The organism is Actinomycetospora sp. TBRC 11914 (assembly GCF_012933465.1).
Classification (GTDB): Bacteria; Actinomycetota; Actinomycetes; order Mycobacteriales; family Pseudonocardiaceae; genus Actinomycetospora.
Map to the genome: position 1 here is coordinate 1,169,115 of NZ_JABBND010000001.1, position 15,301 is coordinate 1,184,415.

Consider the following 15,301-nt stretch of genomic DNA (forward strand, 5'->3'; position numbering starts at 1 on the left):
CACTCCTTCCCCGGGCCGGGGCGGTTGCGCACCGCCGACGATGGCAACCCGCGCCCATGGGTTACGACGTCACGCAGGTCCAGAAGTCGCTCGGGGGATTCCAGTACCCGGGCAGCCCCGAGCAGCTCGCCGACCACGCCAAGGAGAAGGGCGCCGACGACCAGCTCGTCGACACCCTCCGCGGTCTCGACAAGGACCAGTTCGACGGCCCGAACGCCGTCATGGAGAAGCTGAGCAAGGCCGGCGTCCTCGGGGGTTCCTGAGCCGGACCCGCGGCCCGGGTCGTGCACCCGGGCCGCGGCCCCTCCGTCGCTCAGCGGGGCATCGACGGCATCCGGCGCTCCACGACCTCGCGGGCCCCTTCGAGGGTGCCGTCGTTCGTCCACACCGACGGGTCGAGCGTGCTGACGCTCCAGCCTCCGGGCCGCACCCGGCTGCCGTAGAGGAAGATGTCCTTCTCCTCGACCCACTCGATCTCGTACTCGATGGGCTGCTCGCTGTCGGACTGCCACGTCCAGACCGCGCCCGACCGGCGGCTCACCTCACGGACCTGCCGACCGTCGACGTCCCACGTCCCCACGACGAATCCTCTCCGCCGGTCGGTGCGTCGGCACCACCGGACCGCGTCCGACCCTGCGCCGATCGGCGCATGATCCTAACGGGATTCGTCTCAGGGCGAGGCAATCCGCGGGTCAGGCCACCTGCCCGGGGTCGGCCTCCGACCGCGGCGACCAGCCCTCACGGCACAGGGCCCCGACGATGCGGCGGGCGTCGGCACGGTGCGCGTCCGGCTGGTGGGACGTCCAGCTCCACTCCGCGCAGTCGCGGTGGAGCAGGTGCGCGACGACCGCCGCGGCGTGCTCCCGCTCCTCGGTCGAGACGTGGGCGGCGCGCGGCGAGGCGCCGGGTCGCAGCAGGGCCGCGACCGCGTCGCTGGGGCGGCGGGACCGGACGGGAGCCTCGGTGGTCTCACCGGGGGACGGAGCACTCACGAGCGCCTCCTGGGAGTCGGGACCGCCCGCGTGCCTTCGGGGTGTGGCACGCGACCGGCCGGACCGGCGTGCGCGGCGGCCTCGGCGACGCTCGACGCACTCCACCGAGGGTGACCGGCCGAGCTCGACGAGGAAACGAGCGCGGGAGCAACGACACATCACCTGTCCGATGGGAGGTTGCGCCCGCGACGATGGCCACCGCCCCGGAGGTGACGGCAGTCTCCGGCCGGGCCACGTCCGCCGACCCCGCTCGCCGAGGAGCCCGATGACCGCCCCGTTCACCGTGGAGCTCGACCCCACCCCCGGTCGCCGCCAGGGCGAGGAACGCTTCGTCCTGCACCGCGACGGCGGGAGCCGCGAGGTCGTCCTGCACGACTACGCCACCGTGTACTCGGTCCCCGGGCTCTACGAGGAGGTGGTGCAGCAGCGGCTGCAGTGCGCCTCGCCCGCCACCGTCGCCGACGCCGCGGTCGAGGCGGGCGCGACGATCGGGGTGACGCCGGCCGACCTGCGGGCCTTCGACCTCGGGGCCGGCAACGGCGTCGTCGGGGAGGAGCTGACCGCCCGGGGCGTGACCGTGGTGGTCGGTGCGGACGGCATCCCGGAGGCCCGCGACGCCGCCCACCGCGACCGCCCGGGGATGTACGCGCACTACCTCGTCGGCGAGCGCCTCGAGGGGGAGGAGGTCGCGCGGCTGGTGCGCGAGGAGCGGCTGAACGCGCTCGTCGCGGCCGGCGCGGTCGGCGAGGGCCACGTGCCGGTGGACGCGCTGGCCGAGCTGTGGTCGGCCTTCCCGCCGGGCTCGGTGATCGCGCTGACGCTCAAGGACGGCGGGCCCGGGACCGGCGACCACGACGTCCCCGACGTCGAGGGCATGCTCGCGGGGTTCGACGACACCTCCGTCGTGGTCCGGCGCCGCTTCCGGCACCGGCTCTCGATGGCCGGCACCGAGCTGTTCTACGTCGTGCTGGCGGCCGTGAAGCGCTGAGGGGCTAGCAGGAAGGACTCACCCCTCCCGGCCGCCCGGCACGAGGGAGAGGTGCGGCCGGCGCCGGCGCCGCCCCCGGCCCTCGACGCCGGAGCCGGCGAGCATCCCGGGCCGCCAGGGCCGGTCGGCGTCGGCGCGGCGGCGCGAGCCGAGGGCCCGGCCGGCGAGCTCGTTGACGAGATCGTCGGCGAGCTCCTCGGACAGCACGCGGTCGTCGTCGTAGGCGTCGAGGACATCCCGTCCCCGGCGCCAGGCGTCGACGTGCCACGGCTCCGTGTCCCAGCACTCGTCGCCGTCGTGGGCGAGGCGTCCCGTCTCGATCATCACGGTCATCGTCGGCGCAGGTCGGGGGCCTCCACAGCCCGGATGCCGCATGGAGTGATGACTCGATCGAGGGCCCTTTTCCGACGCGCCGTCCCCGGGGGTCCCCCCGATCGTCGGCGTGGCGCGCCGCGGGACGGGCGGGGTGCGGCGGATCCCCCCGTCCGACAGGATCGGGTCATGCGCACGCACGCGGTGGCGATCGTCGGTTCCGGGCCCTCCGGCTTCTACGCCGCCGGGGCGCTGCTCGACTCGACCGACCCGCCGGTGCGCGTGGACATGTACGACCGGCTCGCGACGCCGTGGGGTCTCGTCCGCGCCGGCGTCGCCCCCGACCACCCGAAGATCAAGTCGGTGAGCGGGCAGTACGAGAAGATCGCGGCCCAGCCCGGGTTCCGGTTCTTCGGCCACGTCTGCCTGGGCGAGGACGTGACCACCGAGGAGCTGCTCGAGCGCTACGACGCGGTGGTCTACGCCGTCGGCTCGCAGACCGAGCGCCGCCTCGGGATCGAGGGCGAGGACCGCGCGGGCAGCCACGCCTCGGTGGACTTCGTCGGCTGGTACAACGGCCACCCCGACTACGTCGGCCTCGCGCCCGACCTCGGCGCCGAGCGCGCGGTGGTGATCGGGGCGGGGAACGTGGCGCTCGACGTCGCGCGCATGCTCCTGCTGCCCGAGGACGACCTGCGCCCCACCGACACCGCCGACCACGCCATCGAGGCCCTCGCGGGCTCGAGCGTGCGGGAGGTCGTGGTGTGCGGGCGCCGCGGGCCGGTGCAGGCCGCGTTCACCACCACCGAGCTCCGCGAGCTCGACGACATCGACGGCCTGGGGATCGTGGTCGATCCGGCGCAGTTCCCGGACGCGGCCGGCGACGAGGACCTCCCCAAGGCGACCCGCCGCAACGTCGAGAGCTTCCGCCGCTGGGCCGAGGCGGGGCCCGCGGAGGGCGCCGAGCGGCGGCTGGAGTTCCGGTTCCTGCGCTCGCCGGTGCAGATCCTCGGCGAGGACGCCGACGGGCCGGTGACCGGCGTCGAGCTCGCGGTCAACCGGCTCGAGACCGACGACGACGGCCGGGTCCGCCCGGTGGACACCGGCGAGCGCGAGACCGTGGAGTGCGGGCTGGTGCTGCGCGCCGTGGGCTACCGCGGGGTGGCCCTGCCCGGCGTGCCCTTCGACGAGGGCTCGGGGACGATCCCGCACACCGAGGGGCGCATCGAGGGCCGCGAGCGGGAGTACGTCGTCGGGTGGATCAAGCGGGGCCCCACCGGGATCATCGGGACCAACCGCAAGGACGCCAACGAGACGGTGCGCGCCCTGCTGGCCGACCTCACGTCGGGGCAGCGCGAGGACGCCGTGATCGCCTCCGCCGAGGAGGTCGAGGAGTGGCTCTCGGAGCGGGTCCCCGACCTCGTGGACCTCGACGGCTGGGAGGCGATCGACGCCCACGAGCGCGCCGCCGGAGAGGGCGGCGGGCGCCCGCGGGTCAAGGTCGTCGACCGGGGCGACTTCATGTCCCTGGTGCGCGAGCGCATGTGAACGCTTGTGGTCGCGTGGACGACCACAAGCGTTCACATGGCGTCAGCCTCCTCGTCCAGGGCGATGTGGCGCAGGTCCCGGGCCTCGGGGGTCTCGAGGAGGTCGGTGACGTAGGCGATCACGTGGTGGCGGATCTCGGCGTCGAGGTTGCCGAGACGCCGGACGAACACGCCGCCGATGCCCCGCGTCCTCGTCTCCAGGGCGATGTCGGCGGGCCCGAGCTCGTCGACCTCGACGACCACGTGGTCGGCCCCGGGCGCGAAGCAGGCCTCGAGCCCGATCCGCACGGTCATCGTCGCCTCGACCGGCACCGTCTGCGCGCCGATCTGCACGGTGACGTCGAGGTCCACCGGCACGTGGACCTCGGTCCGCCCGACCCGCGAGCCGCGTCGCCCGCGCAGCCGCCCGACGATCCCGGTCGCGTGGGCGGTCGCCATCCCGCCCGGCCCGGCGGCGACCGGCCCGAAGGCCACCCGGTCCCCGATGAGCGCCCCGATGTCCCGCACGGCCCGCTCCGGCGTCGCGATCGCCGACACCACCGCGTCGTGGTCGCTCACCGGGACGACTCCTCGGCGAGCAGGTCACCGGCGCCGACCGCGAACGGCGGGGTGCTGGTCCCGACGATGCGGTAGCGGCCCCAGGGATCGACGTCGGAGAGCTCCCCGACGGCCTCCCCGTGCGGCGTCGTCAGCAGCCCGGTGCCCTTCCGGCCCCCGAGCGCGGCCTCCAGTCCGGGGTGGACCGCGACGCGGCCGTACCAGTGGTAGCGGCCGTCGAGCGGCTCGAAGTGCCCGCGCAGCGTCACCTCGACCTCGAGGGGCTCCGCGTCCGCGCTCTCCAGCCGCAACGAGGCCGGGCCGCGGTAGCCGTCCTCGTCGTCGTGGTCGTCGTGGGCGTCGTGGTCGTGGGCGTCGGTCGGTGGCGTCGTCACTGGGCGCTCCCTGGCTCGGCGTCGGTCCCCGTCGGGTCCTCGGTGTCGGACTGCTCGGATCGTGCGCCGGAGACCGGGCCGGGCGACATCTGGATCACCCGGTTGATCTCGAGCGGCACGTTCGGGTCGATGACGACGTCGCGCTGGCGGGCGAAGCCGTCGATGGCCGCCCACACCAGCGTCGTGAGGTACTCGGTGACGGAGTCCCGGCTCATCGACCGGCGCTCGAGCCACCACTCCGCGGTGTTCTGGACCAGGCCGACCACGCCGTAGGCCCAGGGCTCGGCCGCGCCGGAGTCCAGCCCGAAGGCGCGCAGGTAGTCGCCGAGCAGCGCCGAGAGCGCCGTCGCGATGATCTCCTTGTCGGCCCGGACGACGGCGTCGCCGCCGTGGCCGTGCCGGGCGAGGACCCAGTAGAGGTTCGGGTACTCCTCGAGCGTCCCGAGCACCGCGTCGATCGACTTGCGGATCCGCGGGACCGGCGCCTCCTCGGAGTTCAGCGCCGGGATCAGCCGGTCGAGCAGAATCTGCGTCGCCCGCTCGCCCATGGCCTCCACGAGGTCGGCCTTGTCGGAGAAGTGGCGGTAGAGCACCGGCTTGGTGACGCCCGCCTCGACCGCGACCTGCTCGATCCCGAACTCGGGCCCCACCTCCGCGAGCACGCGCATCGCCGCCTCGACGAACTCCGCGCGGCGCTCCTCGCGGTGCTTCGTCCAGCGGGTGCGACGTCCGTCACGCGACGGGGGCTTACCCCCCGAGTTCGGCTTGACACCCTCCGCCATGACGCTGACGCTACCACTGGTTACAGTTACCAGCGGTAAGACGTACACCTCGTTTTGGGTACGAGATGTACGACGAACACGCTGTCACCCGTCGTCGTCGCAGGAACGGGAAGGACGATCGCCATGTCGGCGCCTGCCGCGAGCCCCACCAGGACCTCCCCGGACCCGGACGCGACCGCCGCGCGGCTGCTCCGTTCCGCGGCGAAGAAGTCCTACGACCCGGACGTCGACATCGACTGGGACGCCCCGCTGGTCGACGGGGCGCTGTGGATGCCCGAGCACCGGGTGTCGCTCTACGGCACCGCGCTGTGGGAGCGGATGACCCCGGAGCAGCGCGTCGAGCTCGGCAAGCACGAGGCGTGCAGCGTCGCGAGCGTCGGGCTCTGGTTCGAGACGCTGCTCATGCAGCGCCTGCTCAAGGACTTCTACGCCGACGACCCGACCACCGAGCGCGCGCAGTGGGCGCTCACCGAGGTCGCCGACGAGTGCCGGCACTCGCAGATGTTCGCCCGGATGGTCACCCGCGCGGGCGTGCAGCCCTACGGGGCGGTGCCGGCCGTCCACCAGCTCGGGAAGCTCTTCTCGGTCCTCAACTGGGGCCCGGCGGCCTACGCGTCGATCCTGGTGGCCGAGGAGGTGCTCGACCGCCTCCAGCGGGAGCAGGCGAACGACGACGCGATCCAGCCGCTCATGCGCCAGGTGAACCGCATCCACATCGTGGAGGAGGCCCGCCACGTCGCGTTCGCCCGCGACGAGGTGACCCGGGGCCTGGCGGACCTGTCCCGCGCCGAGCTCGCCTACCAGCGGTTCACCTGCGCGCTGACGTCCTTCTTCGTGGTGCGCAGCCTCATCAACCCGAAGGTGTACGCCGCCGTCGGGATCGACCCGCGTGAGGGACACCGCACCGCGCTCGCGAACCCCCACCACCGCGAGATGATCCGGTACGGCGGCGAGAAGATCATGGGCTTCCTCGACGAGGCCGGGATGGTGGCGGGCCCCGGCCGGGCGCTGTGGAAGAAGTCGTTCCTGCTGGAGAAGTGATGACGACGAACGAGACCGTCGGCCCGCTGGGGCTGTCGACGGGGATCAGCCTCCGGGTCGCCCGCTCGGGCACCGCCCGGCCGGGCGAGCCGACCCTCGTCCTCGCGCACGGCTGGTCGCAGGACCTCCGGACGTGGGACCGGGTCCTCGGCGACCTGCGCCGGGCCGGGGTGACCGCCCCGGTGCTGCGCTACGACCACCGCGGCCACGGCGGCTCGGAGTCCCCGGGCCGCGGCGGCGCCACCATCGGGCGCGCCGCCGACGACCTCGCGGCGATGCTCACCGATCACGTCGAGGGCCCGGTCGTGCTGGCCGGGCACTCGATGGGCGGCATGACCCTCATGGCCCTCGCCGAGCGCCACCCCGACCTCGTGCGCGCACGCGTCCGCGGCGCGGGCTTCGTCGCGACGGCGAGCGACGACATGGCCGAGATGCGGCTCGGGATCCCCGGCCGCCGCGGCGCCTTCGTCGCCCGCGGGGAGCGGGTGATCATGCCGTTCCTGGCCTCGGTCGGCGACCGGGCGCCGGTCCACCGGGCCGATCCCGAGGGCAGCGGCCTGCACTCCCGCGCCGTCGCCCTCGCCCCGCTGGTCCGCGGCCTCGTCTTCGGCCGGCACCCGCGGCGCGCGGACGTCCTCTCGGTCGCCGAGCAGACCTTCGCCGCCGACCCGGTCGCCGTCGCGGCCTTCCGCGCGTCGATCGGCGAGCACCAGCGGACGTCGTCGTTGGCGGCGCTGCGCGGGCTCCCGACGGTCGTGCTGGTCGGCACCCGCGACCGCCTCTGCCCGCCCGACCACGCCCGCACGATCGCGGCGTCCCTGCCCGACGCCGAGATCGTCGTGCTCCCCGGCGCCGGCCACATGATCACCTTCGAGCGCTCGCAGGAGGTGGCCGCGCACCTGCAGGGACTGCTCGAGGCGGCCACCGCCCCCGAGCTCGTCCCGACGTCGAGAGAGGTCAGCGGTGTCTGAGCCCGCGCCGGAGTTCCACGAGGTCGTCGTCGTCGGGACCGGGTTCGCCGGGCTCGGCCAGGCCCTGGCGCTCGAGCGCTCCGGCGTCCGGGACGTCGTGCTGCTCGAGAAGGCCCCGGCGTCGGCCGGCGTCGGCGGCACCTGGCGCGACAACACCTACCCCGGCTGCGCCTGCGACATCCCGTCGCACATGTACTCCCTGTCGACCGACCTCAACCCGGACTGGTCGCGCTCCTACTCGCCGCAGCCGGAGATCCGCGCCTACCTCGAGCGGGTCGCGGACGCACACGACCTGCGCCGCCGCGTCCGGTTCGCCACCGAGATGACCGGCGCGACCTGGGACGAGGAGACCCGGACGTGGACGGTGCACACCACCCGGGGCGACTACCGGTGCCGGTTCCTCGTCTCCGGGGTGGGCGCCCTGCACCTGCCCTCGACCCCGGCGCTGCCGGGCGCCGAGCGCTTCCGCGGCGAGGCGTTCCACTCCGCGCAGTGGCGTCACGACGTCGACCTGCGCGGCAAGCGGGTCGCGGTGGTCGGCACCGGGGCGAGCGCGATCCAGTTCGTGCCGCAGATCGCGCCGGTCGCGGCCGGGGTGACGCTCTTCCAGCGCACGCCCGCCTGGGTGCTGCCCAAGGGCGACCACCCCATCGGCCCGCTGCGCCGGAAGGTCTTCGGGACGGTGCCCGCCCTCCAGCGGGCCTACCGGGCCGCGCTCTACGCCGGCCTCGAGTCGCGCGCCCTCGGGTTCATGAGCCGCCCGGAGCTGCTGCGCCCGGCGGAGTGGCTCGCCCGCAAGCACATCGAACACGCCATCTCCGACCCCGAGCTCGTCGAGAAGCTCACCCCGCGCTACTCGCTCGGCTGCAAGCGCGTGCTGGTGTCCAACGACTACTACCCCGCGCTCGCACGGCCGACGGTCGACGTCGTGACCTCCGGCATCGCCGAGGTGACCGAGACCGGCGTCGTCGACCGCGACGGCGTCGAGCACCCGGCCGACGTCATCGTCTACGGCACCGGGTTCCACGTCACCGACGCCTTCGACGGCATCGCGATCACCGGCCGCGACGGGCGCACCCTCCGGGAGACGTGGGCGGAGCACGGCATGCAGACCCACTACGGCATCACCGTGACCGACTTCCCCAACCTGTTCTTCCTGCTCGGGCCGAACACCGGGCTGGGGCACAACTCGGTCGTGTTCATGATCGAGTGCCAGACCCGGTACGTCGCCCAGGCGATCGCGGCGGTCCACGACGCCGGCTGCAGCGGCCTCGACGTCCGCTCCGAGGCCCAGACCCGCTCGAACGCGGCGGTCCAGCACCGGCTGCGCAAAGGCATCTGGACCCGTGGCGGGTGCACCAGCTGGTACCTCGACGCCGCCGGGGTGAACCGGACCATCTGGCCCGGCTTCACCGTCCGGTACTGGGCCGAGACCCGGCGGTTCCGGGCCGAGGACTACGAGTTCTTCGGCCGCGCGTCGGACTTCGGGGTCCCGGGGATGGAGCACGGCACACCGGCGGGGGGCGCGGTCACCTCGTCCCCGGAGCGCGCGGCACTCTCGAGCGCCTAGCCGCCGGACGGGCGGCTCGACCGGTCAGGACGCACTCCCGAAGACGTCCACCACACCCTCGGGTCGGAAGGCCGCGAGCGCGGCGTCGACCCGGGCGAGCTCGTCGTCGCCGAGGCGCACCCGGGCGGCGTCGAGGTTCTCGACGATGTGGGCGGGGGTGCGGCTGCCGGGGATCGGGACGACGTGCGGGTGCTGGTGGAGCAGCCAGGCCAGCGCGAGCTGGGCGGGGGTCAGGCCCAGCTCGTCTGCGATCGAGCGCACCGGGGCGTAGCGGTCGTTGTTGGCGGCGAGGTGGGCGAACCGGTCGATGTTGCGGCGGAAGTCGCCCTCGCCCAGGTCGGCCACCTGCCCCGTCAGGAACCCGCTGCCCAGCGGGCTCCAGGCGACGAGCCCGACGCCGAGCTCGTCGGCGGCCTCGAGCAGGTCATGGTCGGGCCGGTGCCACATCGCCCACTGGGCCTGCACCGCGCTGACCGGGTACACCGCGTGGGCGCGGCGCAGGGTGGCGGCGTCGACGTTGGAGAGCCCGAGGTGGCGCACCGTGCCCGCCGCGACGAGCTCGGCGACGGCGCCGACGGTGTCCTCGATCGGCACCTCGGGGTCGGGGAAGTGCGGGTAGTACAGGTCGATGCGGTCGGTGCCGAGCTCGCGCAGCGACCGCTCGGCGTAGCCGCGGACGAGGCGCGGGTCGGCGTTGACGGCGAGCTCGCCGAACTCGAGGCCGACCTCGAAGCGGTGGCCGGGCTCGCCGTCGGGAATCCGCATCCCGAACTTGGTGGCGATCGCGACCTCGTCCCGCACGGGTGCGAGGGCCCGGCCGACCAGGCGTTCGTTGTGGCCGTCGGCGCCGTAGCCGTCGGAGGTGTCGACGAGGGTCGCGCCGGCGTCGACGGCGGCGCGCAGGGCGGCCTCGCCGGTCGCGTCGTCGATCTCGCCGTACATGCCGGGCGAGAGCACCATCGCGCCGACACCGAGGGCGGACACGGTGAGGTCGCCGAGGGTGCGGGTGGGCAGGCCGGTCATGACGTCCAGCGTCGACCGCTCGGCGGGGGCGCGTCCAAGACCTGCCGTGATAACCATCGGTCATGAGCTCTCCGGCCGGTGATGTCCACCTCCGCGACCTGCGCTACTTCGTCGCGGTCGCCGACGCGGGGAGCTTCACCCGCGCCGCCGAGGCGCTCTTCGTCTCGCAGCCGGCGCTCTCCAAGCAGGTGCGGGCGCTGGAGACCCGGCTCGGGGCCCGGCTGCTCGACCGCGGGCCCGCGGGCCTCGCGCTGACCCCGGAGGGCGAGGCGCTGCTGCCGCACGCGCGGCGGCTGGTCGACGACTGGACGGCCGCCCGGGCCGACGTGCGCCGGGCCGGGTCGGCGCCGACCCTGCTCGTCGGGCTGCAGACGGCCGTCGGCCGCGACCTCACCCGCCGGCTGCTGGAGGCGACCCGCGAGCGCGGCGCCCGCATGCAGGTGCGGTTGATCAGCTGGTCGGACGCGAGCACGGGGCTCGCCGACGGCACCGTCGACGTCGCCTTCGTGTGGCTGCCGCTGGTCGCGCCCGACGTCGAGGCCCGGGTGCTGCTGCGCGAGCCGCGGTGGGTGGCGCTGGCCGCGGACCACCCGTTGGCGGCGCGGGCGGCGGTGACGCTGGCCGACCTGGCCGACGAGCCGTTCGTGGCCCTGCCCCGCGCCGCGGGCGCGCTGCGGGAGTTCTGGTTGGCGTCGGCGCAGCGGTCCGCGCCGGCCACGGTGGCGGTGGAGGCCGACACAGCGGAGGGCGCGATCGAGGCGGTGGCCTCGGGGGTCGGGGTGGCGCTGCTCGCCGAGGGGAACGCGCGGCTGCTGGCCCGGCCGGACGTGGTGTGCCGGCCGGTGCCGGAGCTGCCGCCGTGCGAGCTCGCCGTCGCCCGGCGCCGCGGGGACGACCGCGAGCTGGTGACGGCGGCCGTGGCGGCGCTGGCCGGCCGGTGAGCGAACGGCGCCGTCCCTGCGTCCGGTGCCGGGAACGTGCCGTTGCCGGCATCCCGGGGCCGGGTCAGGACCGGTGGCGACGACGCCGGATGAGTCCCTCCTGCACCACCGACGCGACCAGCGTGCCGTCGGCGGCGTAGAGCCGGCCGGTCGCGAGGCCGCGGCCGCCGCCCGCGTTCGGCGAGTCCTGCACGTAGAGCAGCCAGTGGTCGGCGCGGAAGGGGCGGTGGAACCACACCGCGTGGTCGAGGCTCGCCACGTCGACCTGTCGCGAGGCCACCCCGCCCTCGACGTGCGGGAGCACCGCCGCCTCGAGCAGCGTGAGGTCGCTGGCGTAGGTGAGCACGCAGGCGTGCAGCAGGCGTCCCCGCGGATCCGACGGCGGCGGCAGCTCGCCGTCGGCGCGCAGCCAGACGCGGTTGCGGGCCGCCGGGGCGGTCGCGCGGTCCCACGGGGCGTGGTCGACGTAGCGCACGTCCAGCGGCCAGGTGAGCGCCCGGCCCGTCGTCGTGTTGGCCGGCTCGGGCGCGGGCACCGGCGGGCGGTCGCGCCGGGCGAGCCCGTCCGGACCGGGGGTCCCGGGCATCTCGGCCTGGTGGGTGACGCCCTCCTCGACCACCTGGAACGACGCGGACATCGTGAAGATCGCCTCGCCGCGCTGCACGGCGGTGACGCGCCGGGTGGTGAAGGAGCGGCCGTCGCGGGTGCGGTCGACCTCGTAGACGATCGGCCGGAACGGGTCACCGGGGCGCAGGAAGTAGCCGTGCAGGGAGTGCACCACGCGGTCGTCGCCGACCGTCCGCCCCGCCGCGACCATGGCCTGGGCCGCCACCTGGCCGCCGAAGACCCGCAGCAGCGACTCCTGGGGGCTGCGCCCCCGGAAGATGTCGCGCTCGATGTCCTCGAGGTCCAGCACGTCGTCGACGAGCTCGTCGAGCGCCTTGCTCATGGCGCGGCATCTTCTCGTCCGGCGCCCCCGCTGTCGATCAGGGAGCGGTCACGACCCGGCGGTCACGACCCGAAGGAGAGCACCGACACGCTGGTCCCGCCGAGCCGGACCCCGAGCAGCGAGCCGCCCGACGAGCCGTCGTCGGCGGACCCGTCGTCATGCGAGGCGGCGGCCGGAGCCGACGTGGCCGCCGGGGCCGCTGCCGCCGGTGCCGAGGGCCGCGCGACCGCCTCGTGGGCCGCGGGCGCCGCGGCGGCCGGGGCGGCCGCGGCGGGGGTGAACGTCATGATCGACGGTGCCGGGGCCGCCGGCTTCGCGATCGGCACGATCTGGGGGGCCGCGGCGGCGCGGTGGGCGACCGCCGGCGCCGAGGGCGACGAGGTGGCCGAGGTCCCCGAGGTCGCTGAGGTCCCCGAGCCCGACCCGTGCCCGGCGGCGGGCGCGGACAGCAGCCCGAGCGTGGTCGGCGGCGGGGTCGTCGGGGCGAGCCCGTAGGTCTGGACCGGCGCGCCCGCCGAGGAGGTGCCCGCCGGGGTCGCGCTCGCCGTCGCCGGCGTGTCGTGCTGGTCGGAGACCGGGGCGATGCCCAGGACCGTGTGCGCCCCGAACGCGACCGCCGCTGCGACCGGGACCCCGACGACGACGCCCTTGCTGCGCAACGGGTGCACGTACATGGCGTGCCGGGCGCGGGCCATGGACTTCTCTCCTCGTGTTCCGGGGGGAGGTGCCGCCGTCTCCCGATCGACGCCGGGCGTCATGCGCACACGAGCGCATGACCACTCACCGCACCCAACGCGCCCACCGCGTTCCCGTTACGGGTGACCTGAGCCTTTTCTGCAGCGTCCGACGAGGTGACCTTCGTTGTCGCTTTCCGTGACTGTTGATCACCTGGAGTCGTCGGGTGGCCGTGATCCTCCGGACCGACCAGACTCGGCGCGCGACGGCGCGGACGCGGCCGATCGCCATCGACACCGCGGTCGCGAGGAGGAACGGGTGCAGCAGCTCTCCGGCCTGGACGCGGCGTTCCTCGCCGCCGAGGACGACCACCAGGCCCTGCACGTCAGCCAGCTCGTCGTCCTCGACCGGCCCGACCCGGACTTCGAGCCGTACACGGCCTGGCGACAGCAGCTGGCCGACCGGCTGCACCTGCTCGAGCCGCTGCGCCGGCGCCTGGTCGAGGTCCCGCTCGGGCTCGACCACCCCTACTGGATCTCCGATCCGGACTTCGACCTCGACTTCCACGTGCGGCACTCGGCGGTCCCGCCGCCCGGCACCGACGAGCAGCTCGACACCCTCGTCGGCCGCCTGATCGCCGGGCCGATGGACCGGGACCACCCGCTGTGGGTCTCGCACGTCATCGAGGGCCTCGCGCCGACCGAGGAGTCCCCGCACGGCCGGTTCGCGCTGCTCACGATGGTCCACCACTCCGCGATCGACGGCGCCTCCGGCGCGGAGCTGCTCACGCTGATGCTCGACGACTCCCCCGACGCCGAGGAGCCGGCCGACGCCGGCGCGTGGCGCCCGGAGGACCCGCCCTCGACGCTGGACCTGCTCGGCCGCGCCGCCTGGCACGGCGTGACCCGCCCCGGCCGCGCGCTGCTGCTCGCGGCCCGCGCCGGGCAGCACCTCGCGGCGGCGACCCGCCAGCCCGCCGTGGTCGACCTCGCCGACCGGGCGCGCCGGACGCTGCGCGGGCCGCTCGGCGACGTGCTCAACCTCGGGCGCGAGCGCGACCCGGACGTCGACCCGCCGCGCCTCCCCACGACGCCCGCCCCGTCGACCCCGTTCAACGCCGCGATCAGCCGCTACCGCCGCTTCACCCGTCGCTCGGTGCCGCTGCAGGACGTGAAGGCCGCCGGCAAGGCCCTCGAGGCGACCGTCAACGACGTCGTCGTCGCCGCCTGCGCGGGCGCGCTGCGCACCTACCTCCTCGAGCACGGCGCGCTGCCCGACGAGCCGCTCACCGCGCTCATCCCGGTCTCGCTGCGCACCGGCGAGGAGCCCGACATGTGGACCAACCGGGTGTCGGGCACCGTCGCCTCGCTGCCGACGGACCTGGCCGATCCCCGCGAGCGCCTCGCCGCCGCCCACCGGTCGCTGCACACCGCGAAGGCGGTGTTCGCGGCGACGCCTGCCGCCCTCGCGCCGGACGGGGTCGAGCTCGGCACCCCGGCGATCACCGCGCTGATCAGCCGCACGACCACCCGTTGGGCCACCAACGGCGTCCTGCCGTTCAACGTCATCGTCTCCAACGTCCCCGGGCCGCAGGAGCCGCTGTACATGGCCGGCGCGCGGGCGCGGCACTACTACCCCGTGTCCGCGGTGGCCGACGGCCAGGGCCTGAACATGACGGTGCAGAGCTACGCGGGGTCGGTCGACGTCGGGCTGGTGTCCGACGCGGCGCTGGTCCCGGACCTGCCCCGGCTGGCCGACCTCGTGGTGGAGGAGCTCGAGACGCTCGCGCGGGCCGCGTCGTGAGCGCCCGGCAACGGCTCCTCGGGCTGCTCGCCCACCCGCCGAGGGACACGACGGGGCCGTGGCTCGACCTGGTCGCCGGCCGGCCGGGATCGCGCGGACGGCTCCAGGACGCGTGGCAGAGCGAGGGCGGCGCCGGCGGGTACGACGGGCTGCTCGCCGTGGGCGACCAGATCGAGGGCCTGGTCCCCGACCTGCTGGGCGGGCGGAACCTGCGCGCCTTCTACCGGGTCGACGAGCGGCTCGGGCTGATCGGCGGCGAGACGGTGCTCGACCTCGCCTGCGGACCGGGGACGCTGACCCGCCGGCTCGCGCGGGCGGTCGGGCGGGACGGCCTGGTGATCGCGGCCGACCTCTCGGTGCCCATGCTCACCCGCGCCGCCCGGTCCACCCCGTTCGCGTGCGTCGACTTCGCGCGGGTCGACGCCATGGACCTGCCGCTGCGGGACGGATCCGTCGACGCGGTGTCGTGCTCGCTGTGCCTGCATCTGGTGCCCGACCTCGGCACGACGCTCGAGGAGATGGCCCGGGTGCTGCGGCCGGGCGGGCCGGTCGCGATCGCGGTGCCGTCGCACGCCCCGGGCCCGTTCCGGGCGGTCACCGAGACGCTGGCCCGGTTCGGGCAGGCCCGCGTCTTCGGGCCGGGCGAACTCTCCCGGGAGATGCGCTCGCGAGGCTGGGACGGGGTGCAGGAGCGGTCGCTGGGCGGGATCCGCATCGTGGACGCGACCGCGCCGTTCTGAGCCCCCGTCGTGCCAGGGAAGCGTCGTTGCTGGCA

At 75.0% G+C, this 15,301-nt stretch carries 18 protein-coding genes; 9 read left to right on the forward strand and 9 right to left on the reverse strand.

Annotation, left to right across the window (positions count from 1 at the left end):
* Window positions 1–56 precede the first annotated feature (56 nt).
* A complete protein-coding gene (locus HH311_RS05550) occupies window positions 57–263 on the forward strand; it encodes a DUF2795 domain-containing protein (protein WP_169182481.1) in 207 nt (68 codons plus the stop codon).
* A 50-nt stretch (window positions 264–313) separates the two neighbouring features.
* On the opposite strand, the gene HH311_RS05555 is transcribed toward HH311_RS05550, so the two are convergent.
* Together HH311_RS05555 and HH311_RS05560 are read right to left on the reverse strand one after the other, a co-directional pair.
* The gene (locus tag HH311_RS05555) at window positions 314–580 is read right to left on the reverse strand and encodes a hypothetical protein (protein WP_169182482.1); all 267 of its coding nucleotides are present in this window, start codon (window positions 578–580) and stop codon (window positions 314–316) included.
* Between the two features lie 112 nt (window positions 581–692).
* Window positions 693–992, reverse strand: a complete 300-nt coding sequence (locus HH311_RS05560; protein ID WP_169182483.1) for a hypothetical protein — start codon at window positions 990–992, stop codon at window positions 693–695.
* A gap of 265 nt (window positions 993–1,257) precedes the next feature.
* Here HH311_RS05560 and HH311_RS05565 point away from each other — a divergent pair, with 265 nt between their 5' ends.
* Entirely contained in the window at window positions 1,258–1,980 is a 723-nt protein-coding gene (locus HH311_RS05565; RefSeq protein ID WP_169182484.1) for a hypothetical protein, read from the forward strand.
* Between the two features lie 18 nt (window positions 1,981–1,998).
* Here HH311_RS05565 and HH311_RS05570 read toward each other — a convergent pair whose 3' ends face one another.
* On the reverse strand, window positions 1,999–2,304 hold the full coding sequence (locus tag HH311_RS05570) for a hypothetical protein (protein WP_169182485.1): 306 nt from the start codon (window positions 2,302–2,304) through the stop codon (window positions 1,999–2,001).
* A gap of 177 nt (window positions 2,305–2,481) precedes the next feature.
* Here HH311_RS05570 and HH311_RS05575 point away from each other — a divergent pair, with 177 nt between their 5' ends.
* The gene (locus HH311_RS05575; RefSeq protein ID WP_169182486.1) at window positions 2,482–3,840 is read left to right on the forward strand and encodes an FAD-dependent oxidoreductase; all 1,359 of its coding nucleotides are present in this window, start codon (window positions 2,482–2,484) and stop codon (window positions 3,838–3,840) included.
* Between the two features lie 32 nt (window positions 3,841–3,872).
* Here HH311_RS05575 and HH311_RS05580 read toward each other — a convergent pair whose 3' ends face one another.
* From HH311_RS05580 to HH311_RS05590, 3 genes are read right to left on the reverse strand one after another with little or no spacing between them, the layout of a single operon-like run.
* Entirely contained in the window at window positions 3,873–4,397 is a 525-nt protein-coding gene (locus tag HH311_RS05580) for a hypothetical protein (RefSeq protein ID WP_169182487.1), read from the reverse strand.
* Window positions 4,394–4,771, reverse strand: coding sequence for a DUF4873 domain-containing protein (locus HH311_RS05585; RefSeq protein ID WP_169182488.1), 378 nt, complete (start codon window positions 4,769–4,771; stop codon window positions 4,394–4,396). The genes HH311_RS05580 and HH311_RS05585 overlap by 4 nt, the downstream gene beginning before the upstream one ends.
* Complete coding sequence (locus HH311_RS05590; protein ID WP_169182489.1) at window positions 4,768–5,553, reverse strand: TetR/AcrR family transcriptional regulator; 786 nt, start codon at window positions 5,551–5,553, stop codon at window positions 4,768–4,770. The genes HH311_RS05585 and HH311_RS05590 overlap by 4 nt, the downstream gene beginning before the upstream one ends.
* 123 nt (window positions 5,554–5,676) lie before the next feature.
* On the opposite strand from HH311_RS05590, the gene HH311_RS05595 reads away from it, so the two are divergent.
* From HH311_RS05595 to HH311_RS05605, 3 genes are read left to right on the forward strand one after another with little or no spacing between them, the layout of a single operon-like run.
* Window positions 5,677–6,594: a diiron oxygenase gene (locus HH311_RS05595; RefSeq protein ID WP_169182490.1), complete on the forward strand. Its 918-nt coding sequence runs from the start codon at window positions 5,677–5,679 to the stop codon at window positions 6,592–6,594.
* On the forward strand, window positions 6,594–7,565 hold the full coding sequence (locus HH311_RS05600; RefSeq protein WP_169182491.1) for an alpha/beta fold hydrolase: 972 nt from the start codon (window positions 6,594–6,596) through the stop codon (window positions 7,563–7,565). Before HH311_RS05595 ends, HH311_RS05600 begins: the two co-directional genes overlap by 1 nt.
* Window positions 7,558–9,135 carry an NAD(P)/FAD-dependent oxidoreductase gene (locus tag HH311_RS05605; protein WP_169182492.1) on the forward strand — a complete coding sequence of 526 codons (1,578 nt, stop codon included), beginning with the start codon at window positions 7,558–7,560 and terminating at the stop codon, window positions 9,133–9,135. The genes HH311_RS05600 and HH311_RS05605 overlap by 8 nt, the downstream gene beginning before the upstream one ends.
* Before the next feature lie 24 nt (window positions 9,136–9,159).
* Here HH311_RS05605 and HH311_RS05610 read toward each other — a convergent pair whose 3' ends face one another.
* Window positions 9,160–10,158, reverse strand: a complete 999-nt coding sequence (locus HH311_RS05610) for an aldo/keto reductase (RefSeq protein ID WP_169182493.1) — start codon at window positions 10,156–10,158, stop codon at window positions 9,160–9,162.
* Between the two features lie 62 nt (window positions 10,159–10,220).
* Here HH311_RS05610 and HH311_RS05615 point away from each other — a divergent pair, with 62 nt between their 5' ends.
* Complete coding sequence (locus HH311_RS05615; protein ID WP_169182494.1) at window positions 10,221–11,099, forward strand: LysR family transcriptional regulator; 879 nt, start codon at window positions 10,221–10,223, stop codon at window positions 11,097–11,099.
* A gap of 64 nt (window positions 11,100–11,163) precedes the next feature.
* Here HH311_RS05615 and HH311_RS05620 read toward each other — a convergent pair whose 3' ends face one another.
* A complete protein-coding gene (locus HH311_RS05620) occupies window positions 11,164–12,048 on the reverse strand; it encodes an acyl-CoA thioesterase II (RefSeq protein ID WP_169182495.1) in 885 nt (294 codons plus the stop codon).
* A gap of 62 nt (window positions 12,049–12,110) precedes the next feature.
* Window positions 12,111–12,743 carry a hypothetical protein gene (locus HH311_RS05625; protein WP_169182496.1) on the reverse strand — a complete coding sequence of 211 codons (633 nt, stop codon included), beginning with the start codon at window positions 12,741–12,743 and terminating at the stop codon, window positions 12,111–12,113.
* 298 nt (window positions 12,744–13,041) lie between these two features.
* On the opposite strand from HH311_RS05625, the gene HH311_RS05630 reads away from it, so the two are divergent.
* A complete protein-coding gene (locus HH311_RS05630; RefSeq protein WP_169182497.1) occupies window positions 13,042–14,526 on the forward strand; it encodes a wax ester/triacylglycerol synthase family O-acyltransferase in 1,485 nt (494 codons plus the stop codon).
* Window positions 14,523–15,266, forward strand: a complete 744-nt coding sequence (locus tag HH311_RS31410; RefSeq protein ID WP_169182498.1) for a methyltransferase domain-containing protein — start codon at window positions 14,523–14,525, stop codon at window positions 15,264–15,266. The genes HH311_RS05630 and HH311_RS31410 overlap by 4 nt, the downstream gene beginning before the upstream one ends.
* The last annotated feature ends 35 nt before the right edge of the window (window positions 15,267–15,301 follow it).

Bases quoted from the DNA above. Each gene is read 5' to 3' on its own strand.
- HH311_RS05550 (WP_169182481.1), top strand. From the start codon at position 57: ATGGGTTACGACGTCACGCAGGTCCAGAAGTCGCTCGGGGGATTCCAG.
- HH311_RS05565 (WP_169182484.1), top strand. From the start codon at position 1,258: ATGACCGCCCCGTTCACCGTGGAGCTCGACCCCACCCCCGGTCGCCGC.
- HH311_RS05570 (WP_169182485.1), bottom strand. From the start codon at position 2,304: ATGATCGAGACGGGACGCCTCGCCCACGACGGCGACGAGTGCTGGGAC.
- HH311_RS05575 (WP_169182486.1), top strand. From the start codon at position 2,482: ATGCGCACGCACGCGGTGGCGATCGTCGGTTCCGGGCCCTCCGGCTTC.
- HH311_RS05590 (WP_169182489.1), bottom strand. From the start codon at position 5,553: ATGGCGGAGGGTGTCAAGCCGAACTCGGGGGGTAAGCCCCCGTCGCGT.
- HH311_RS05595 (WP_169182490.1), top strand. From the start codon at position 5,677: ATGTCGGCGCCTGCCGCGAGCCCCACCAGGACCTCCCCGGACCCGGAC.
- HH311_RS05600 (WP_169182491.1), top strand. From the start codon at position 6,594: ATGACGACGAACGAGACCGTCGGCCCGCTGGGGCTGTCGACGGGGATC.
- HH311_RS05610 (WP_169182493.1), bottom strand. From the start codon at position 10,158: ATGACCGGCCTGCCCACCCGCACCCTCGGCGACCTCACCGTGTCCGCC.
- HH311_RS05615 (WP_169182494.1), top strand. From the start codon at position 10,221: ATGAGCTCTCCGGCCGGTGATGTCCACCTCCGCGACCTGCGCTACTTC.
- HH311_RS05620 (WP_169182495.1), bottom strand. From the start codon at position 12,048: ATGAGCAAGGCGCTCGACGAGCTCGTCGACGACGTGCTGGACCTCGAG.
- HH311_RS05625 (WP_169182496.1), bottom strand. From the start codon at position 12,743: ATGGCCCGCGCCCGGCACGCCATGTACGTGCACCCGTTGCGCAGCAAG.